The organism is Gryllotalpicola koreensis, from assembly GCF_039538185.1.
In the GTDB taxonomy this organism is placed as follows: Bacteria; Actinomycetota; Actinomycetes; order Actinomycetales; family Microbacteriaceae; genus Gryllotalpicola; species Gryllotalpicola koreensis.
In genome coordinates this window covers 542,651-561,592 of sequence record NZ_BAABBW010000003.1, presented here as the reverse complement: position 1 = coordinate 561,592, position 18,942 = coordinate 542,651, and the positions used below count along the sequence as shown (strand labels likewise).

The 18,942-nt window shown below is 68.2% G+C and carries 20 protein-coding genes and 1 tRNA gene; 12 read left to right on the top strand and 9 right to left on the bottom strand.

The window, feature by feature from the left end; translation table 11 throughout:
- The first annotated feature begins 61 nt into the window (after nucleotides 1-61).
- The gene (locus tag ABD708_RS11310) at nucleotides 62-3,784 is read left to right on the top strand and encodes a multifunctional oxoglutarate decarboxylase/oxoglutarate dehydrogenase thiamine pyrophosphate-binding subunit/dihydrolipoyllysine-residue succinyltransferase subunit (protein WP_344754402.1); all 3,723 of its coding nucleotides are present in this window, start codon (nucleotides 62-64) and stop codon (nucleotides 3,782-3,784) included.
- A 111-nt stretch (nucleotides 3,785-3,895) separates the two neighbouring features.
- Here ABD708_RS11310 and ABD708_RS11305 read toward each other — a convergent pair whose 3' ends face one another.
- A complete protein-coding gene (locus tag ABD708_RS11305; protein ID WP_344754400.1) occupies nucleotides 3,896-4,138 on the bottom strand; it encodes a zf-HC2 domain-containing protein in 243 nt (80 codons plus the stop codon).
- Entirely contained in the window at nucleotides 4,135-4,743 is a 609-nt protein-coding gene (locus ABD708_RS11300; protein ID WP_344754536.1) for a sigma-70 family RNA polymerase sigma factor, read from the bottom strand. Before ABD708_RS11300 ends, ABD708_RS11305 begins: the two co-directional genes overlap by 4 nt.
- Nucleotides 4,744-4,880: 137 nt before the next feature.
- On the opposite strand from ABD708_RS11300, the gene aroA reads away from it, so the two are divergent.
- The 4 genes from aroA (at nucleotide 4,881) to bcp (ending at nucleotide 9,074) form a co-directional block, all read left to right on the top strand.
- Nucleotides 4,881-6,323, top strand: a complete 1,443-nt coding sequence (gene aroA / locus ABD708_RS11295; RefSeq protein WP_344754398.1) for a 3-phosphoshikimate 1-carboxyvinyltransferase — start codon at nucleotides 4,881-4,883, stop codon at nucleotides 6,321-6,323.
- Nucleotides 6,320-7,366 (top strand): ribosome small subunit-dependent GTPase A, encoded by a 1,047-nt coding sequence (gene rsgA, locus ABD708_RS11290; RefSeq protein WP_344754396.1) that lies wholly within the window; start codon nucleotides 6,320-6,322, stop codon nucleotides 7,364-7,366. Before aroA ends, rsgA begins: the two co-directional genes overlap by 4 nt.
- 205 nt (nucleotides 7,367-7,571) lie before the next feature.
- Entirely contained in the window at nucleotides 7,572-8,582 is a 1,011-nt protein-coding gene (locus tag ABD708_RS11285) for a LacI family DNA-binding transcriptional regulator (RefSeq protein ID WP_344754394.1), read from the top strand.
- Between the two features lie 9 nt (nucleotides 8,583-8,591).
- Entirely contained in the window at nucleotides 8,592-9,074 is a 483-nt protein-coding gene (gene bcp, locus ABD708_RS11280; RefSeq protein WP_344754392.1) for a thioredoxin-dependent thiol peroxidase, read from the top strand.
- Nucleotides 9,075-9,149: 75 nt separating this feature from the next.
- On the opposite strand, the gene ABD708_RS11275 is transcribed toward bcp, so the two are convergent.
- Nucleotides 9,150-9,530 carry a hypothetical protein gene (locus ABD708_RS11275; protein WP_344754390.1) on the bottom strand — a complete coding sequence of 127 codons (381 nt, stop codon included), beginning with the start codon at nucleotides 9,528-9,530 and terminating at the stop codon, nucleotides 9,150-9,152.
- 234 nt (nucleotides 9,531-9,764) lie between these two features.
- Here ABD708_RS11275 and ABD708_RS11270 point away from each other — a divergent pair, with 234 nt between their 5' ends.
- Entirely contained in the window at nucleotides 9,765-10,013 is a 249-nt protein-coding gene (locus tag ABD708_RS11270; protein ID WP_120789842.1) for a WhiB family transcriptional regulator, read from the top strand.
- A 100-nt stretch (nucleotides 10,014-10,113) separates the two neighbouring features.
- Here ABD708_RS11270 and ABD708_RS11265 read toward each other — a convergent pair whose 3' ends face one another.
- The 3 genes from ABD708_RS11265 to ABD708_RS11255 are packed head-to-tail and all read right to left on the bottom strand — an operon-like array spanning nucleotide 10,114 to nucleotide 13,552.
- Nucleotides 10,114-11,619: a sensor histidine kinase gene (locus tag ABD708_RS11265; protein WP_344754388.1), complete on the bottom strand. Its 1,506-nt coding sequence runs from the start codon at nucleotides 11,617-11,619 to the stop codon at nucleotides 10,114-10,116.
- Nucleotides 11,603-12,901, bottom strand: coding sequence for a CpaE/TadZ family protein (locus ABD708_RS11260; RefSeq protein ID WP_344754386.1), 1,299 nt, complete (start codon nucleotides 12,899-12,901; stop codon nucleotides 11,603-11,605). Before ABD708_RS11260 ends, ABD708_RS11265 begins: the two co-directional genes overlap by 17 nt.
- An 18-nt stretch (nucleotides 12,902-12,919) precedes the next feature.
- Complete coding sequence (locus tag ABD708_RS11255) at nucleotides 12,920-13,552, bottom strand: SAF domain-containing protein (protein ID WP_344754384.1); 633 nt, start codon at nucleotides 13,550-13,552, stop codon at nucleotides 12,920-12,922.
- 88 nt (nucleotides 13,553-13,640) lie between these two features.
- On the opposite strand from ABD708_RS11255, the gene ABD708_RS11250 reads away from it, so the two are divergent.
- Nucleotides 13,641-13,919 (top strand): helix-turn-helix domain-containing protein, encoded by a 279-nt coding sequence (locus tag ABD708_RS11250; RefSeq protein ID WP_344754382.1) that lies wholly within the window; start codon nucleotides 13,641-13,643, stop codon nucleotides 13,917-13,919.
- A 24-nt stretch (nucleotides 13,920-13,943) separates the two neighbouring features.
- Here the strand turns inward: ABD708_RS11250 and ABD708_RS11245 are convergent, their stop codons facing one another.
- Entirely contained in the window at nucleotides 13,944-14,534 is a 591-nt protein-coding gene (locus ABD708_RS11245; RefSeq protein WP_344754381.1) for a hypothetical protein, read from the bottom strand.
- 144 nt (nucleotides 14,535-14,678) lie between these two features.
- Between ABD708_RS11245 and ABD708_RS11240 the strand changes: the two genes are divergently transcribed.
- Nucleotides 14,679-14,873 (top strand): Rv3235 family protein, encoded by a 195-nt coding sequence (locus ABD708_RS11240; RefSeq protein WP_344754380.1) that lies wholly within the window; start codon nucleotides 14,679-14,681, stop codon nucleotides 14,871-14,873.
- Here the strand turns inward: ABD708_RS11240 and ABD708_RS11235 are convergent.
- Together ABD708_RS11235 and ABD708_RS11230 are read right to left on the bottom strand one after the other, a co-directional pair.
- On the bottom strand, nucleotides 14,870-16,396 hold the full coding sequence (locus tag ABD708_RS11235) for a recombinase family protein (protein WP_344754379.1): 1,527 nt from the start codon (nucleotides 16,394-16,396) through the stop codon (nucleotides 14,870-14,872). The two genes, ABD708_RS11240 and ABD708_RS11235, sit on opposite strands and share 4 nt — an antisense overlap.
- Nucleotides 16,397-16,744: 348 nt before the next feature.
- Nucleotides 16,745-16,987 (bottom strand): helix-turn-helix domain-containing protein, encoded by a 243-nt coding sequence (locus tag ABD708_RS11230; RefSeq protein ID WP_344754378.1) that lies wholly within the window; start codon nucleotides 16,985-16,987, stop codon nucleotides 16,745-16,747.
- A gap of 194 nt (nucleotides 16,988-17,181) precedes the next feature.
- On the opposite strand from ABD708_RS11230, the gene ABD708_RS19485 reads away from it, so the two are divergent.
- The 4 genes from ABD708_RS19485 to ABD708_RS11215 all read left to right on the top strand — a co-directional run bounded on the left by ABD708_RS19485 (nucleotide 17,182) and on the right by ABD708_RS11215 (nucleotide 18,909).
- The gene (locus ABD708_RS19485; RefSeq protein WP_425553281.1) at nucleotides 17,182-17,412 is read left to right on the top strand and encodes a helix-turn-helix domain-containing protein; all 231 of its coding nucleotides are present in this window, start codon (nucleotides 17,182-17,184) and stop codon (nucleotides 17,410-17,412) included.
- Between the two features lie 654 nt (nucleotides 17,413-18,066).
- Nucleotides 18,067-18,276 (top strand): hypothetical protein, encoded by a 210-nt coding sequence (locus tag ABD708_RS11225; protein ID WP_344754377.1) that lies wholly within the window; start codon nucleotides 18,067-18,069, stop codon nucleotides 18,274-18,276.
- A 203-nt stretch (nucleotides 18,277-18,479) separates the two neighbouring features.
- Nucleotides 18,480-18,550 (top strand) — tRNA-His (locus ABD708_RS11220).
- A 119-nt stretch (nucleotides 18,551-18,669) separates the two neighbouring features.
- On the top strand, nucleotides 18,670-18,909 hold the full coding sequence (locus tag ABD708_RS11215; protein WP_344754376.1) for a hypothetical protein: 240 nt from the start codon (nucleotides 18,670-18,672) through the stop codon (nucleotides 18,907-18,909).
- Nucleotides 18,910-18,942: the final 33 nt, after the last annotated feature.

The following is an 18,942-nucleotide window of genomic DNA, read 5'->3' as shown; positions in this document are numbered from 1 at the left end:
AACACCCGTGCGCCCGGCGGCAGAAGGATCTGACGTCGATGGAGAAGGTGGGCGATCGGCTGTGGCAAGCCAGCTGACTGGCACGGAAGAGGGACAGTTCGGAGCCAACGACTGGCTGGTCGAAGAGCTTTACGAGCAGTACCTCGCCGACAAGAACTCGGTGGACCAGTCGTGGTGGCCGATCCTGGAGCAGAAGCGAGCAGAGTCGAGCGGCTCCGCACCGGCGGCGGCTCCCGCCGCAGCTTCGGCGCCAGCGGCGCCCGCGCCGGCCCAAGCCGCCCCGGCCCCGGCATCCCCCGCTCCCACGCCCCCGGCTCCCGCCGCCACCCAGACGCCCTCGACCTCCACCTCGACCCAGCCGGTCGCGCGCACCACCTCGGTCGCACCGAGGCCGACCCCCGTGCCGGCCGACGCGCCGGCCGCCACCCCCAAGAACGACGGCCCGACCGAGGCCAATGAGGTCACCCCGCTGCGCGGCATGTCGAAGACGCTCGCCGCCAACATGGACGTGAGCCTGACCGTGCCGACCGCGACGAGCGTGCGCACGATCCCGGCGAAGCTGATGATCGACAACCGCATCGTCATCAACAACCACATGGCCCGCACCCGCGGCGGCAAGGTGAGCTTCACCCACCTGATCGGCTGGGCGCTCATCAAGGCTCTGGGGCAGTTCCCGAGCCAGAACGTCTTCTACGACGTGGTCGACGGCAAGCCGTCCATCGTGAAGCCCGCCCACATCGGCCTCGGCATCGCGATCGACCTGCCCAAGCCCGACGGCACCCGCTCGCTGCTCGTACCCGCCATCAAGCGCGCCGAGACGCTGGGCTTCACCGACTACCTCGCCGCCTACGAGGACCTCGTGAAGCGTGCCCGCGGCAACAAGCTGACGGCCGACGACTTCTCCGGGGCATCCGTGAGCCTCACCAACCCGGGCGGCATCGGCACCGTGCACTCGGTGCCGCGCCTGATGAAGGGCCAGGGCTGCATCATCGGCGCCGGCGCCCTCGAGTACCCGGCCGAGTTCCAGGGGGCGAGCCCCGAGACGCTCAATGACCTCGGCATCTCGAAGACGATCACACTGACGAGCACCTACGACCACCGGGTCATCCAGGGCGCGGGCAGCGGTGAGTTCCTCAAGATCGTGCACGAGCTCCTCGCGGGCGGCCAGGACTTCTACCAGGAGATCTTCGCGGCCCTCCGCATCCCGTACGAGCCGATCCTGTGGGCGCAGGACATCAAGGTCGACCTCGCCCACCAGGTCAACAAGACCGCCCGCGTGCACGAGCTGATCAACTCGTACCGCGTGCGCGGCCACCTGATGGCCGACATCGACCCGCTCGAGTACAAGCAGCGCACCCACCCCGATCTCGAGATCGCGAGCCACGGCCTCACCTTCTGGGACCTCGACCGCACCTTCGTCGCGGGCGGCTTCGCCGGCAACTACGGCGAGATGAAGCTGCGCGACATCCTCGGCGTGCTGCGCGACTCGTACTGCCGCACGGTCGGCGTCGAGTACATGCACATCCAGGACCCGGCGCAGCGCCGCTGGTTCCAGAACAAGCTCGAGCGCCCCTATGTCAAGCCGGGCCATGACGAGCAGCTGCACATCCTCACGAAGCTCAACGAGGCAGAGGCCTTCGAGACCTTCCTGCAGACCAAGTACGTCGGCCAGAAGCGCTTCAGCCTCGAGGGCGGCGAGTCCACGATCCCGCTGATCGACGAACTGCTGCAGGGCGCGGCGGATGCCGAGATGGACGGCGTCGCGATCGGAATGGCGCACCGCGGCCGTCTCAACGTGCTCACGAACATCGCGGGGAAGACCTACGGCCAGATCTTCCGCGAGTTCGAGGGCGAGTTCGAGCTCGCCGGCACCGGCGACGTGAAGTACCACCTCGGCACCGAGGGCACCTTCGTGTCGCCCGACGGCAAGGAGGTGCCGATCTACGTGGCGGCGAACCCCTCCCACCTCGAGGTCGTCAACGGCGTGCTCGAGGGCATCGTGCGCGCCAAGCAGGACCGCCGCCCCGCGGGCACCTACTCGACGCTTCCCGTGCTCGTGCACGGCGACGCCGCGCTCGCGGGCCAGGGCATCAACGTCGAGGTGCTGCAGATGTCGCAGCTGCGGGCGTACAAGACCGGCGGCACGATCCACGTCAACATCAACAACCAGGTCGGATTCACCACCTCGCCCGCCGAGGCGCGCAGCTCGGTGTACTCGACCGATGTCGCGAAGACGGTGCAGTGCCCGATCTTCCACGTGAACGGGGACGACCCCGAGGCCGTGGTGCGGGTCGCGCGCCTCGCCTTCGAGTACCGGCAGGAGTTCAAGCGCGACGTCTTCATCGACCTCGTCTGCTATCGCCGGCGTGGCCACAACGAGGGCGACGACCCGTCGATGACGCAGCCGCTGATGTACGGCCTGATCGAGGCGAAGCGCTCGACCCGCAAGCTGTACACCGAGGCGCTCGTCGGCCGCGGCGACATCACGGAAGAGGAGTACGACGAGGCGCACCGCGACTTCCAGGCGCGTCTCGAGCGGGCCTTCGCGGAGACGCACGAGGCGCAGACCTCGCCGATCCCGGTCGTGACGCAGCTGCCGAAGAACGACGAGCCCGCCACGGGCGAGCTCGCGACGACCGGCATCCAGGAATCCGTCGTGCACGCGGTCGGCGACGCGTTCGCGAACGTGCCTGACGGTTTCACGGTCCACAAGAAGCTCACCTCGCTGCTCAAGAAGCGCGTCGACATGAGCCGCGAGGGCGGCATCGACTGGGGCTTCGCCGAACTCATCGCCTTCGGCTCGCTCGTGCTCGAGGGCACCCCGGTGCGCCTTGTCGGCCAGGACTCGCGCCGCGGCACCTTCGCCCAGCGCAACGCGGTCTTCCACGACCAGGTCAACGGCCAGGAATGGGTGCCGCTCGCCAACCTCGGCGAGAATCAGGGCCGCTTCTGGGTCTACGACTCGCTGCTCTCCGAGTACGCGGCGATGGGCTTCGAGTACGGCTACTCGGTCGAGCGCCCCGACGCGCTCGTGCTGTGGGAGGCGCAGTACGGCGACTTCGCCAACGGCGCCCAGACCGTCATCGACGAGTACATCGCGGCCAGCGAGCAGAAGTGGGGGCAACGCTCCTCCGTCGTGCTGCTGCTGCCGCACGGCTACGAGGGCCAGGGGCCCGACCACTCGTCGGCGCGCATCGAGCGCTACCTGCAGCTCGCCGCGCAGAACAACATGACGATCGCGCGCCCCTCGACGCCGGCGTCGTACTTCCACCTCCTGCGCCGTCAGGCGTACGCCCGCCCGCGCAAGCCGCTGATCGTCTTCACCCCGAAGGCGATGCTGCGCCTGCGCGGTGCGACGAGCGACGTCGCCGAGTTCACCTCGGGCCGTTTCGAGCCGGTGATCGACGACCCGGATGTCACGGACAAGTCGGCCGTGCGCCGCGTGCTCGCCTGCGCCGGGAAGATCTACTACGACCTCAAGGCCGAGCTCGCGAAGGCGCCGAACCCGGCGATCGCGGTGGTGCGCCTCGAGCAGTTCTACCCGCTGCCCAAGCCGGAGCTCGAGGGCGTCCTCGACAGCTACCCGAACGCCGAGGTCGCCTGGGTGCAGGACGAGCCCGAGAACCAGGGCGCCGCGCCGTACTTCGTCGACGCGGCCCGCCGCGCGGGCAAGCGCGACGTGAAGGTGGTCTCGCGGCCGGCATCCGCCTCGCCCGCCGTCGGCACGGCCAAGCGCCACGCCGTCGAGCAGGCCAAGCTGATGAGCGACGCACTCACCATCTAGCCCGCGCTACAGCTACGGAACGGCGCCACTCTCGAAAGGGTGGCGCCGTTCCGTACGTGTAGCCCGTTCCGCACGTGTAGCGCAGAGCGCGAAGCCGGGGCGGATGCCGGGCTACGCGTGCGTCTGCAGCTCGCGAATGCGCGCGAGCACCTGCACGCGCAGCTCCTCGGGGGCCGTCTCGCGGCAGGCGCGCTGCACGGCCTCGATCAGCACGACGCCGACCTTCGCCTCGCCGGCGCAGTCGGCGCACGTCTCGAGATGCTCGCGGATATCCGCGGCATCGACGGCCTGCAGCTCGTGGTGCAGGTATTCTTCAAGGTCCTTCTTGGCTTTGTCGCAGCCGCAGTCGGTCATCGTGTACTCCTGGCAGGTGGGGTCTGGGCGGCGCTCCCCCGGTCGCGCGCGTAGTCGGACAGCAGATCGCGAAGCAGTCGCCGGCCACGGTGCAGGCGGCTCATCACGGTCCCGATGGGCGTCTTCATGATGTCGGCGATCTCCTGATAGGAGAAGCCTTCGACATCGGCGAAGTACACGGCCATCCGGAAGTCCTCCGGAATGGCCTGCAGCGCGTTCTTCACGTCGGAGTCCGGCAGGTGGTCGATCGCCTCGGCCTCCGCCGAGCGGGTCGAGCGTGACGTCGTGGACTCCGCGCCGCCGAGCTGCCAGTCCTCGAGGTCCTCGATGGGGGTCTGGTACGGCTCGCGCTGCTTCTTGCGGTAGCTGTTGATGAACGTGTTGGTGAGGATGCGGTACAGCCACGCCTTCAGGTTCGTGCCCTGGTGGAACTGGTTCCAGGCGGCGAAGGCCTTCACGAAGGTCTCCTGCACGAGGTCCTGCGCGTCGGACGGGTTGCGCGTCATGCGCAGCGCCGCGGCATAGAGCTGGTCCATGAAAGGAAGCGCCTGCTCTTCGAAGGAACGCGGAGGCGTGTCGCTCGAGAGCTCGAGGTCGTCTGTCATCGCGGCCCAGTCTACGGCCCGGGCATCCGTCGAATCCGTGCCCTGAACGGGACCGGCGACGGGCCGCTCGATGAGCGCGCTGGCGGGCACGTGGTTCCTTTCGATGGCGTGACGAAATCCTCGATATCCTGCAACCGATGCAGTTCCGCACCTATTCCGCGCCCGAGTTCGATCCCTACGGCGACAGCCGCCAGCCCGAGGTGTCCGAGCTCTGGGCGGCGCCGGTCGCGACCGCCCCGATCGACGCCGATGTGGCCCTGCCCGGCTCGAAGTCGCAGACCAACCGCGAGCTGGTGCTGTCGGCGCTCGCCGACGGTCCGTCGCTGCTCACCGCCCCCCTGCACTCGCAGGACAGCGACCGCATGGTCGAGGCCCTGGCGGCTTTGGGCACGGGAGTAGAACGGATGCCTGAGCAAGCACAGCTTGCTCAGCGCGAATCGCAGCGACGACCCACTGGGTCGTCGCGCCCAGCGATTCCCGCGGGCCCCTTCGGCCCCGATCTGCGCATCGTGCCGGCCTCTGAGCTGACCGGCTCGACCACGATCGACGCCGGCCAGGCGGGCACCGTGATGCGCTTCGTGCCGCCTGTCGCCGCCCTCGCTCTCGGCCCGGTCACCATCGACGCCGACGACTCGGCCCGCGGCCGCCCCATGCACGCCATGGTCGACGCCCTGCGCGCGCTCGGTGTCGACCTCGCCGACGAGGGCCGCGGCGCCCTGCCGTTCACGGTGCACGGCACCGGCCGGGTCTCGGGCGGCGAGATCACCATCGACGCGTCGAGCTCGAGCCAGTTCGTCTCGGGGCTGCTGCTGTCGGCGCCGCGCTTCGAGAACGGCCTCGTGCTGCACCATTCCGGCGAGCGCCTGCCGAGCCTGCCGCACATCGAGATGACCATCGCCGCGCTCGCGGCCCGCGGCGTCACGGTCGAGACGCCCGAGCTCGGAACCTGGGTCGTGCGGCCGCAGCCGATCGGCGCCCGCGACGTGGCGATCGAGCCCGACCTGTCGAACGCCGCGCCGTTCCTCGCCGCCGCGGTCGCGACCGGCGGCCGGGTGACGATCGGGCACTGGCCGGCCGAGACCACGCAGGTCGGTGCCGACCTCGCGACGTACCTGCCGCTGTTCGGAGCCGAGGTCAGCCTCGACGGCGACCGCCTCACGGTGCGCGGCACGGGCACGATCTCGGGCGTCGACCTCGACCTCTCGACCGGCGGCGAACTGGCGCCGGCCCTGGCCGCCCTCGCGGCGCTGGCCGACTCCCCCAGCGAGCTCACCGGCATCGGCCACATCCGCCATCATGAGACCGATCGCCTGGCAGCGCTCGTCGCCGAGATCAACGGCCTGGGCGGCCACGCGACCGAGCTCGAGGACGGCCTACGCATCGAGCCGGCCGAGCTGCACGGCGGCGTCTGGAAGTCCTACAAAGACCACCGCATGTCGACCGCCGGCGCGCTCATCGGCCTGCGCGTGCCCGGCGTCGAGGTGCACGACATCGGCGCGACGGCGAAGACGCTGCCCCAGTTCCCCGAACTGTGGCGCCGCATGGTCTCCGGCCCCGCGCAGGGGGCGCTGCCCGCTTGAGCTGGTGGTCTGACGCCGACGACGAGGACGAGCCGTACGGAGAGTACGACGAGTCCTCCGTGCGGGTCCGGCCCAACCCGAAAGGCAATCGTCCGCGCACGAAGCAGCGGCCGGAGCATGAGGATGCCGTCACCGGCCGCGTGCTCTCCGTCGACCGCGGGCGCTACACGGTGCTGCTCGACGAGGACGAGCCGACCGAGCACCAGCTGACCGCCTCGCGCGCCCGCGAGCTGCGCAAGCAGGCCATCGTCACCGGGGACCGCGTCGACCTGGTCGGCGACACCACCGGCGGCGAGGGGACTCTGGCCCGCATCGTGCGCATCGGCGAGCGCACGACCCTGCTGCGCCGCTCGGCCGACGACACGGATGCCGTCGAGCGCGTCATCGTCGCCAACGCCGACCAGATGCTCATCGTGATCGCGGCCGCGAACCCCGAGCCACGGGTGCGCCTCGTCGACCGCTACCTCGTCGCGGCGTACGACGCCGGCGTTGAACCGCTGCTGTGCATCACGAAGACCGATCTCGCCGACCCTGCGCCGTTCCTCGCGAACTTCGGTGCGCTCGACCACCTCACGGTGTTCACCAGCGCCCGCGGAGCGATGCCGACCGCCGAGCTGGCGGCCGCGCTCGTCAGCCACACGACCGTCGCGGTCGGGCACTCGGGTGTCGGCAAGTCGACGCTCGTCAACGCGCTCGTGCCCGACGCGCACCGCGCGACCGGTCACGTGAACGAGGTGACGGGGCGCGGGCGGCACACCTCCAGCTCGACCGTCTCGCTGCGCGTGCAGACGGATGCCGGCCGCGGCTGGATCATCGACACGCCCGGTGTCCGCAGCTTCGGCCTCGGCCACGTCGACCCGGCCAACATCCTGCGCGGCTTCCCCGACCTCGCCCGCGTAGCCGAGGACTGCCCGCGCGGCTGCACGCACCTGCCCGACGCGCCCGACTGCGCGATCGCCGAGGCGGTCGAGGCCGGGAAGCTCGGCCCGGCCGGCGCCGTGCGCCTGGACTCCCTGCAGCGGCTGCTCACGACCTTGCGCTAATCGCTCACGCCCGTACCTTGGTCGCAAACGGCCCCCTGCATGGTCGCAAACGGCCCCCTTCGCGACGACAAAGGAGCCATATGCGACCAGGTGCAGAGCGCGGACGGCAGGGGTGCGCGGTGCGCGAGCGTTCTGATCGGGCATCCGTCGATATCATCGGCGTCAGACGCAACACACCGCGTCGCGTTCGCGAGGAGGCGCACAGATGGCACGCGTGACCATCGCGCACATCGCCGAGCGGCTCGGCGTCTCGAAGGCATCCGTCTCGTACGCGCTCAACGGCCAGCCCGGCGTGAGCGAGGCCACCCGGCAGAAGGTGGTCGCGATGGCCGCCGAGCTCGGCTGGCACCCCAGTTTCTCGGCCCGCGCGCTCTCGCGCTCCCGCGCCGACGCGATCGGCATGGTGCTGCGCCGCGACCCCACCCTGCTCGGCACCGAGCCGTATTACATGCGCCTGCTCGAGGGCGTCGAGGACGTGCTGTCGGATGCCGGGCAGAGCCTGCTGCTGCGCATGGTCGGCACCACTCCTGGGCGCGACACCGCCGTGTACGAACGCTGGGCGGGCGAAGGGCGGGTCGACGGCGTCATCGTGCTCGACCGCGCCATCGACGACCCGCGCCCCGAGCTGCTCACCCGCCTCGGGCTGCCGTTCGTGCTGCACGGGGTGCTGCCCGGCAACGAGGGGGGCGCGGAGCGCATCGAGGACCAGCACCGCGACGCGCAGCTGCTCGTCACGCACCTCTTCGAGCTCGGCCACCGGCACATCGCACACGTGACGGGGCCGCTCGCTCTCGCGCACGAGGTCGATCGGCGAGACGCCGTCGCGCAGGAGTGCGCCGCCCGCGGCATCGAGGTCGACTTCGCCGAGGCGGACTACACCTTCGACACGGCGCACGCCCGTGTGGCGGAGCTGCTCGGCTCAGGCATCCGTCGCCCCACCGCGCTCGTGTTCTCGAACGACGTGATGGCCGTCGCCGGGCTGCGTGCGCTCGCCGATGCGGACGCCCGCGAGATCTCCCTCGTCAGCTGGGACGACTCGATGCTGTGCCAGTTCTCGTACCCGACCGTCACGGCGCTCGAGCGCTACCCCGACCGGGCGGGGCGGCGCAGCGCGGCGATGCTGCTCGAGCTGCTCGACGGGCGGAAGTGGAGCACCGCGGCGCCGACTCCCAGCACGCTCGTCGTGCGCGAATCGAGCCGGCCCGCGCGGCCGTAAGGTCGAAGGGTGACCGATGTTCTTCCCGGTCGCCTCTCCGCAGGCGACCCCGCTCCCCTGTTCTCGCTGCCCGACGCCGCCGGCGACATCGTCTCGCTCTCGTCGTTCGCGGGCCGGCACGTGATCGTCTACTTCTATCCGGCGGCGCTGACGCCGGCCTGCACGACGCAGGCGTGCGACTTCCGCGACGGGCTGCCGTCGTTGACGGATGCCGGCTACACGGTGCTCGGCATCTCGAAGGACCCCGTGGCGCAGCTCGCGAAGTTCACCGCGCAGGAGCACCTCAACTTCCCCGTGCTCTCCGACGAGTCGCTCGAGGTGCACCGCGCCTACGGCGCCTGGGGTGAGAAGCAGCTCTACGGCAAGACGGTCACGGGAGTGCTGCGCTCGACCTTCGTCGTCGGGCCTGACGGCACCCTCGAGCACGCCCTCTACAACGTGAAGGCGAAGGGTCACCTCGGCATGCTGCGCAAGAAGCTGCACCTGGGCTGAGTCGATTGGCGCGCTACACCTACGGATCTGCGCCACCGCCGCAGCAGGCGCGCGGATCCGGAACTGTAGCGCGCGCTACACGGGGTCGCGGCGCAGTGCGCGCACCACCGGCGGAGTGAAGACCAGCACGAGGCCCGCCAGAGCGAGCACCAGCAGCACGACGCCGATGAGCGGGCCTGCGATGAGGCCCTCGAGCGCGCCGATGCCGGCGACCAGCTGGATCAGCTGCCAGACGATCGTGAGGGGGCGCGCCCAGCGCCGCTCGAGCCACACTCCGACGGCGGCGAGGCCGACCCACAGGAATCCGATCGCCAAACAGGCGATGAATGCGAAACCGTCCGCCTCGACACGCGCGCCGCTCGTCGCGAACTGCACTATCGTGAGTGCGGTTGCAGCGAGCACCAGCACCGCCTCCACGGCGAGGATGATCGCGAGGCTCGCGACGGCACGCCGCATTCCCATAGCAGACCTGGGTTTCAGGCTCGTGTTCACAGGGTTATCCCACTCAAAACTCTTGATCTGGCTCCGTCCCCCATGGGAGGATACATGGGTCCGGTTAATCGCTCACGGGGCTGTGGGCAGGTCAAAAATCCCCACGATCTTCGGCCCTGAATCCGGTCGTCATTTATATGCCGACGAGTCGAACCCGAACCCCCTCGTCTGCTGTCTTGCAACAAGAGGAGCATCCCCATGGACTGGCGCGACAAGGCCGCATGTCTGACCGCTGACCCCGAACTGTTCTTCCCGGTCGGCAACACTGGCCCTGCCGTCGACCAGATCGAGAAGGCCAAGCAGGTCTGCGGCCGCTGCCCCGTCACCGAGGTCTGCCTGCAGTACGCCCTCGAGACCGGCCAGGACTCGGGCGTGTGGGGCGGTCTCTCCGAGGACGAGCGCCGCGCGCTCAAGCGCCGCGCCGCCCGCGCCCGCCGTTCCGCTTAGGCGCCCGCTCGTCGCCGCCCGCGCCTCGAGCGTCATACGAAGCCGCTCCCGCCCGCCTGCTCGCGCGTACGCGCCGCGCGTACGGTCCGGGCCAGCCGCCTCAGGCGCTGGCGCCGGCCCCGCTGGTCAGGTAGCGCAGCGGGATCTCGACCGTCACCTCGGTACCGGCGCCCATCATGGTGTGCCAATCGATCGAGCCGCCCAGCTCGCCCTGGATGAGGGTGCGCACGATCTGCGTGCCGAGCCCCGTGCCGACCTTGCCCTCGGGCAGGCCGGTGCCGTCGTCGAGGATCTTGACGGTGAGCTGCTCCTCATTGCGCTCGGCGATGATCTGCACCTCGCCGGAGCGCTCGGCGAGGCCGTGCTCGACCGCGTTCGTCACGAGCTCGGTGAGCGCGAGCGCAAGCGGAGTCGCGGCCTCGCTCGGCAGCACGCCGAAGCGGCCCTTTTTCACAGGACGGACCGAGGTGTTGTGCCCCGCTGCGACCTCGGCGACGAGCAGCAGCACCCGGTCGAAGACATCGTCGAAGTCGACCGCCTGGGCGAGGCCCTCTGACAGCGTGTCGTGCACGACGGCGATGGCGGCGACGCGGCGCTGCGCCTGGCCGAGCGCGTCCTTCGCCTCGTCGGAATGCGAGCGGCGCGCCTGGATGCGCAGCAGTGACGCCACCGTCTGCAGGTTGTTCTTGACGCGGTGGTGGATCTCGCGGATCGTCGCGTCCTTCGTGATGAGCTCGCGCTCCTGGTGGCGCATCTCGGTGACGTCGCGCACGAGCACGATGGCGCCGACGCGCTCGCCCCGGTTGCGGATCGGGATGGCCCGCAGCGACACCGTCACCCCGCGCACGTCGATGTCGGTGCGCCACGGAGCCCGGCCCGTCACGACCAACGGCAGCGACTCGTCGAAGGCGGCGTGGCCGGTCAGCAGACGCGTCGTCACCTCGGCGAGCGACTCGCCTTCGAGCTCTTCGGTGAAGCCGATGCGGTTGAAGGCCGAGAGCGCGTTCGGGCTCGCGAAGGTCGTGATGCCCTCGACATCGAGGCGGATCAGGCCATCGGATGCCCGGGGAGCGCCGCGCCTCGGCCCGCTCGGCGCGCCGAGGTCGGGGAAGTCGCCGCTCGCGATCATCGCGAACAGGTCGTTGGCGCAGTCGTTGAAGGTGAGCTCCTGGCGGCCGGGCGTGCGCGCCTCGCTCAGGTTGGTGTGCCGGGTGAGCACCGCGATGGGGGCATCCGTCGTCTTCGCGCTGGCCGAGCCGAGGCGGCGCAGCACGGGCACGGCACGGACCCGGGTCGGCGTCTCCTCATACCATTCCGGCGCGCTCGAGTCGACGATCTCGCCGGTCTCGAACGCCTGGCTCACCTGGGTGCGCCACTCCGGGCGGATCTTCTGGCCGACGATGTCTCGGTAGAACAGCGTGGCCGCGCTCGACGGCCGGGAGTGCGCGACGGCGATGAAGCCGTCCTCCGTCGGCACCCACAGCACGATGTCGGCGAAGGCGAGATCGGCGAGCAGCTGGGCGTCGCCGACGAGCATGTGCATCCACTCGATGTCTTCGGGGGTGGAGCGCCCGTGCGCGATGACCAGATCACTGAGGGTCGACACGTTGCAAGTCTAGGGTTCCGGCTCCCACCGGGATCGCGGATGCCGCCTCGGCCCGTGCTCGGCGAAGACGCGCCCCGCGGCGCCTGCCGGACTCGGCCGGCGCAGGCAGACCCGACAGCGTGCCGCGCACGAGCTCGCGGATCGCCTCGCGCGCGGGCGAGCGCGGGGCAGCCGCTGCGAGCGGAGCGGCTGCCAGCATCGCGGCGTCGAAGGCCTGCGGGTCGTCGGGAATGAGCGCATCGGGTACAACGCCGCCGAAGCGCTGCAGTGCCGCCGTGACCTGCGCGCCGGGCCCCGAGCCGAGCACGCCGGCCCGCACCCGGTTCACGACAAGACGGTGCCGGGCGCGAGGTGCCGCCGCCACGGCATCCGTTCGCGCCCGCAGCAGCCGGGAGAGTCCGAGCGGGTCCGCGAGCCCCACCGCGACCAGCTGGGTCGCATGCTCGAGAACGGTCAGAGTGGCCGCGTTGCGACGCGGGGCGAACAGATCGCTCGCGATCTCCTCGTCGGTCTCGAGGTTGAAGCCGACATCGACGACGACGTGGTCGACGAAGCCCGCGACGGTGTCGATGACCCGCGCGACGCGGTCGGCGCCGAGCTCGGGCCACCTGCTCGGGCGCGCGATGCCGGTCAGCACGGCGAGGGCGCCACGCGGCACGGGCACGTACTGGGCGACGCGGTCGAACTCCGCGCGGGTCAGCGCGTCGTTGCCCGCGAGCCGGCAAGCGGCCGCGAAGCCCGGCGTCTCGTCGAGCAGGCCGAGCCAGGGTGCCACGGCTCCGCCATAGCTGTCGGCATCGACAAGGGCCACCGTGCTGCCGAGCGCGGCGAGCTCCGCGGCGACCTGAATGGCGAGCGAGGTGCGGCCCGGTGCACCGGTCGGGCCCCAGACGGCGATGACGGATGCCTCGACCGGTGCGGCCTGCGCGACGCCGGGCATCGGCGCGGCGCGCTCGGTCAGCAGCCGCTCGAGCTCGGCCCAGGTGGCGGGCTCGGGCAGCACTTCGGGAGCGCCTGCTCGCGCGGCGACCTCGCGCTCGTCTGCGGTTCCGGCGAGCACGACGAACCGCGTGCCGGTCGCGGCGGCGGCCGCGCGCAGTTCGGGCGTGAGACGCGAGCGCGCGGCCGAGACCACCGCGAGGTCGATCTCGTGTGCCGCGAGCACCGTCGACAGCTCCCCCGCGGTCTGCACCCGGGCCACGACGGCGTGCCCTGCCTGCAGCGCGCCCGGCAGCAGCGCGTCCTCGGTGCGCCGGTCGAGGCTCAACGCGAGCTGTGCCATCTCAGCCCCTCCCCCGCATCAGGCGCCCGCCGGCAGGACCGTGATGTCGTCGCCGTTGGCGAGCGATTCGAGCAATTCCGCGGTCGAGTCCTTGGGCACCCGCACTTCGACCGCGACGCCGCCGGTGGCGCCGAGCCCTGAGTCGCGCACGACCCGCACCACGGTGCCGCCCGGCACGAGCACGCGCGGGGCCGCGAACTTCGGTGAACCGGCCCCCGCGGACTGCCCCGTCGCCGCCGCCGACCACACGTCGACGGCGCTGCCGACGACGACGGACGCGGGCAGCTCGCCGTCGACGCTGATCACGACGCTCGTCTCGCGCTGCGCGGACGCGGCGCCGAGTGCTCCGACCGGCACGAGCTCACCAGCCGCGATCGTGCGCGTGACCACGGTGTCGGGCTGCGGCGCCGCGCTCAGATACGCGGAGGCCGTCTTCCCGAGGCGCACCCGCACAGCCACGAGATCGCTCGCCGCGACCTCGTCGCCCGCCGCGAGGGCGTGCCGCGCCGCGTACACCTCGATGCTGCGATCGGATGCCGCGACCAGACCCGCGACACCGGCGACCGACGCCGCCACCAGCACCACGCCGAGCAGGAAGCGCGGCTCGCGCCACGCGGGTCGTGGTCGTGGAACAGGGCTCGGGGCGCTCATGCCCCCATGCTCGCGAATCCGCAGAGCTCACGCAGAAAGTTATCCACACCCGGCGCGGCGGCGCACAGGTGTCGACACAATGGATGACATGATCAGCCACTCCGCAGGCGACGCCGCGCGCTTCCTCACGACGGCGGACTGCGCGGAGATCCTCAATGTCGAGATCGCCGATGTGACCTCGCTCGTCGAGACGGGCGAGCTGCCCGCCATCAAGGTCGGGGCACAGTGGCGCATCGAGCGCGAGGTGCTCGAGTCGTACATCGCGAGCCTCTACGAGGAGCAACGGCGGCGCGCCCTGTGGGAGCAGTCCGACTTCGCGAGCCTCGCCGAGCTCTCCGGCGGCACGATCATCCGGCCGGGCGACTGAGCCCGCGGGTCTCGAGCCGCTCGGTCAGAGCCGCAGCTGCGTGACGGCCGCGAGCGAGACGACGCGGTGCTCGAGCACGCTCGATGCGCGCCGCGCGGCGCCGCGCTCGTGCACCGCGAGGTCGAGATGGTCGGCGCCGACGCGATCGATCGTGCCGTGCACGGGCGCGGGCTCTGCCCGGGTCAGCACGTCGAGCGGGACCCGCCGCCGGGCGAGGTCGCGCAGCACGACGCCGATGCCGATCTTGGCGGTGAGCGCGCCCGGGCGACCCGGCTGCGGCTCAGGCATCCGTTCTCGGCTCGCCGCGATCTGCGCCGCGCTCAACGCGAGCGATGCGATCGCGCCGAGCGGCACGACGCACTCGCCGCCGTCCGACAGCTGCGCAGCCAGCCAGTCACGACCGACGGTGGCGACCGTCACCTCGACCGCGGATCCGTCGATGAGGCGCAGACGGATGCCGGGACCCGACTCGCCCGCAAGCGCCGCGAGCCGCTCACGCAATGGCGTGCGCGCCGCGCGCAACCGCTCCTCCTCCGCACGCTGCTGCTCGCCGCCGACGGCCAGCTGGGACTCGAGCTGGCCCTCGAGGTCATCGAACAGCAGGTCGAAGCGCATGCGCCGACGCTAGCCGCCTGATCGGGGCGGCGGAAAAGTTATCAACAGCGGGAAAAACCTCTGGTTTCGCATAGCTGCCCCATGAAAGGGTCACAAGCACTCGACGATCGTCTCGTCGGGTCCGCACAGGATTGAGGGGGAACGATGGCGAGCGCACAACGCCATGACCGGTTCGATGTCGACGACTACTTCGGGGTCCAGCGCACGGCCGACCTGCCCGACCCCGATCCCCTCATCACCAATCTGACCCGCTGCGTCATCGAGATTCTGGCTGGGGCCCGCGAGCTCGAGCAGATCGCGCGCTGGATCAGCGACGACGTATTCGGAGAAACAATCTAGTCATCCCACGACGGGATTGGATCAAGCGTGTGATTCGGTCGCCCACGGAAGTGAATGGGATCGGGAACCACCATCACGCGCCGAACCAACTGGCGAATGAGCGTGTTTAGCTCGAGCGGTGTGGCGTTGTCCCAGACGTCGAGGATTGAGGCCGTCAATTCTCGAACGTTTATTGACGTTCCCGTCACCTCGGCGGCATTTCGATGCCGCTCTGTCAACGAGTCAATCTGGGCTTGAAGCAACTCGCTGGCTGCGGCGTACGCGGAGTCGGTGATCTTCTCCTGGACGAGCCTGACGGTTAGCTTCCCAAGGTCCGATTTCAGCTTTTCAAGTTGCCGATCAATCGCCGCAGCGTCATCAATAACTGCGACCTTCCTCCGTTGCGCGTGCAGCTCCGCTTGCGCCAGGGCGTCGACATCGGAGGCGAGGTCGGATACCCACTCCTTCAAAAGCCGCATCGCCTTGCTGTCAGAGATGGACAGGTTTCGTCGTCCGTCACCGATCTGGGCCGCGGAAACACATCGCCAAGCGCGTTCTCGCGCCTTGTTTGAGTAGCGGATGTACGCCACCATATTGCCCCGGCAATCGCCGCACTTCAGCACACCGGAAAGCGCCGATACGGGCATGACCAATCGTGCGACTTGCGGTGCCGATGCGCGGCGGCTGAGGAACCGCGACCAGGTGTCTTCATCGATCACCGGCGTTTGGCGTCCAGCATTGTAGGTTGGAGTCCTGAACTGGCCACGATTGTTCCGAACGTTCGTAGCTAGCTTTCCGGCGCCAAAGCCCGACTCCAGAACCACTCGTACTTTGGTTCCGTCCCAGGACGTGTCGCGAGGTGTCGGAATTCCAGATCGGTTCAGCCACACTGCGATTCGCCCGAAGCCGTGATTTAGATTGACATAGCGGTGATACATCTCCGCAAGCACCGGGCCGGTCTCGGGGTCAACGACGAACTGACCCGAATCAACGAATCTGCCGTTCGCGTCTCTTTGACGGACGTACTCATAGCCGAAGCGCGGCCGGCCAGTGCCCGGTAGGCCATCGCGCACGCGCCGCTGAAGAGTTTCTTTCCAGGTCTCGCCGATTTGTTCTGCGTAATAGGCATTGATCTCTCCATGCATGCCTCGCATGAGGCGCCCAGACGGGGTGTCCTCGTGCTTTTCATGGGCGGATTCGAGCGAGCCGCCAGCCTTGTCGACGCGATCGTTTGCCATCGCCCATCGCAGGCGGTTGCGGGCAATGCGGGAGAACTGCCATACGACGAGCGAATCAGCCTCGTGTGACTCAATGCGTTCGATCTGCGAATCAAGAATCGCCCACCACTCGGAGTCATCTCGGGACCCTGAGTACTTGTGGTCGTCAGCGCACACAACCCAGTCGATGATGCGGATGCCTTCGTGTTCTGCATGAGATTCGATCGCAGTGCGCTGGATGTCAGGAGAAGTGGTTCCATCCTGTTCCCAGGAGACACGGATGAGTCCGATTCCCTTGCGCAGGGGACTTGGTGCTGCGTGTGACACCAGCACATTCTCTATTGCTGAGAACAGGAATCAAGTGCCTCGAAGGTGTTACACGGATACGGCCAGCAGGATTCCAACCATCCCCGCGCTCAAATCGTTCCACGACGCCGGTTTCCCCAATGCGGGGGTGTACGCGCCGAAAGCTCTTCCGAATGTCGGCGGCGCGGTTTTACCTTGTAGCACCAACCCAAGACCGCACCACAGGGGGAACCGTTTTGACCGCTCCGGAGCCGCAGCAACTAGCCGGGAACATCGCACGCGCGATTGCGCGCTGCCGGGGCCGGCGGACCCCCTTGCGAGACGTGATCGCCATCAGTGAAGAGTGCGGGGCGAGCCTTGCAGAGGTGCTTACTGAATGCTCTGCTCTGCTCTCCGCAGGATCTCGTGCCAGTCGATCCCTAGCAGCGTAGCTATGTCGACGATCTCTCCGAGCTGCATGGCAACTTTCCCGTTCAGCCTCTGAGTGAATGCGGGATACGAGCCGACCCCCAGTCGTTCGGCCACGTCTTTGGCCGTAGTTCCCTTCTCTGCGATCGCGCCCTTGAGGGCAGCAGCGATCGCCTTTTCGAGAGGGCTTACTTCCTTTGCCATGTCTGGCACATTATCGCCAACAATGCGGAATTGCTAGACGGTTTGTGGAAATCCGTCATCAGTTCACGCTAATCACGTTCCATGTTGGCGGAATCGCATGAAGTCTGTCCGCAAAAATGAGGACTTCGCAGCTTTAGGAAGTCAATTCCTGTTCAGGGGTTGACAATTACGCCAAACAGTAATTCACTTACTGCATGGCCCCCGAAACCTACCCCGACCCGAGCAGCATCGCAGCTCGGATCGAGGCCATTCGCAAGGAGCAAGGGCGCTCCGCGACATGGCTGTCTGAAAAGACCGGAATCCCCTATTCCACTCTCCGAGACGTTCTCCGCCACAACCCTCGCCGGCTCCGCGTTCTTCACGTCGAGCTGATCTCAAAGGCTCTTGGCGTGGATGTGTTCTCCGTTCTGAAAGCGGCGTCATGACTCGCGATGAGGCGCTGCGAAACGCCGCCAAAGTTCTGGCGGAGATCGTCATCCGCATCGAGGAAGACCGCCTTCGAGAGCTTGCCAAGCAGCAAGCGGCCTGATCTGGCCTAGCCGGTTCGATTCCGGCATCAGGCACTCACCCCTCCTTCTCAACCTCAACGGTTGTCGGATGCGGGTTCGCAAGTACGACTTCAATTCCACAGTGACTTTAGAGAAGCTATCGGGGTCAGAGCCCGGTGCTGTTCTAGGCAGTTCCCCGTGCATGGTGCTTGGGGCCTTCTCGATTTTGTATTGACGCTCATGCCGAGTCGCCGTCGGCACCAATCATCTAGACCTGGATGCGTCGCTCTTGTGGCACTTGAGCAAATGACTTCAGAGGCGGGCGGTTAGTCGCAGTGATGCGCGGCCCGGACGCGGATGCAGCGGAAATCAGCATCGATTTGAGGCACCCGTAATGACGGATCCGCCGCCTTCTGATGGTGGATTCGCGGGGTGGACGTTGCTCACGGAACAGAGCTTTGAGGCGCACGAGCAGAGCAGTACGTGCGGACGCGGTGACAGCGGAAATCAGTCACTGGCCGGCGCTTCAGGCGTGGGATTCGATTCCGACCGGCCACTTAGCTGACCAATCCACGAAGGAGTAACCAATTGATGGGCAAGCACGAAGCGGTCCTGGAACTGCCGAAGATGCAGTCCGGTGACCTGTGTCGATTCGTCAAAGACGACCGGTTCGCCTATCCCCTAGTCGAGCACTACCGGTGCGACGACTACCGCGATGGATGCGTGACCGACCCGACAAACGGGAAGGTCATCAAGCACAGCGTTGGCGGTCGCCTCGGATTCGATCGAGAGGAAGCCTGATGTTCAACCTGTCCGATCGTGAGGGGAACCTGATTCTCCGCAGGAACGGTACCCCGTTCGAATACTCAACCCGAGAGTTCGCGACCATCGGCGCGCGAGTGCTCGGCAAAGAACTCGACACTCCCTTGCGAGTGGTCGGGAACTGACCGTCACAGGTCAAGCGCGACTGGCAGACATCACGGTTCGAGTCCGTGACGCGCACTGTGGCCGTAGTTCAAAGGTAGAACGGCTGGTTGTGGACCAGCTAATGCGGGTTCGATTCCCGCCAGTCACCTGGGCCCCGAGGGCTGCCAACTTCTCATGCCGCCTGAACGAACAGGCGGAGAAAGCATGGAGAGTCGCGGCGGAAGTCACCCTCGGGGCCTTCTCGTATCCAAGAACCAGGAGGCCGCAATGGCATCTTTCGTCGCGAATTCCAGCGTGAAGTTCTCCACTGTGAGGCGCACGTCTACCGGGAAGTATCAGTTCCCGTCTGATCACTTCGACCTCTTCCTAACCCGCGAGGACCTGACGGGACTCGTCCGTCTCGCGGATGCGCTTGATGCGTCCGAGTTGCAGGAGTCCCCGCAGGACGAAGGCGACATCGCGTACTCCCTCCCGTCGATTGACGAGCAGGCGGAAGCCGAATGGTGACCGCATACAGCAGGGGTTTCGAGGACGGCTATG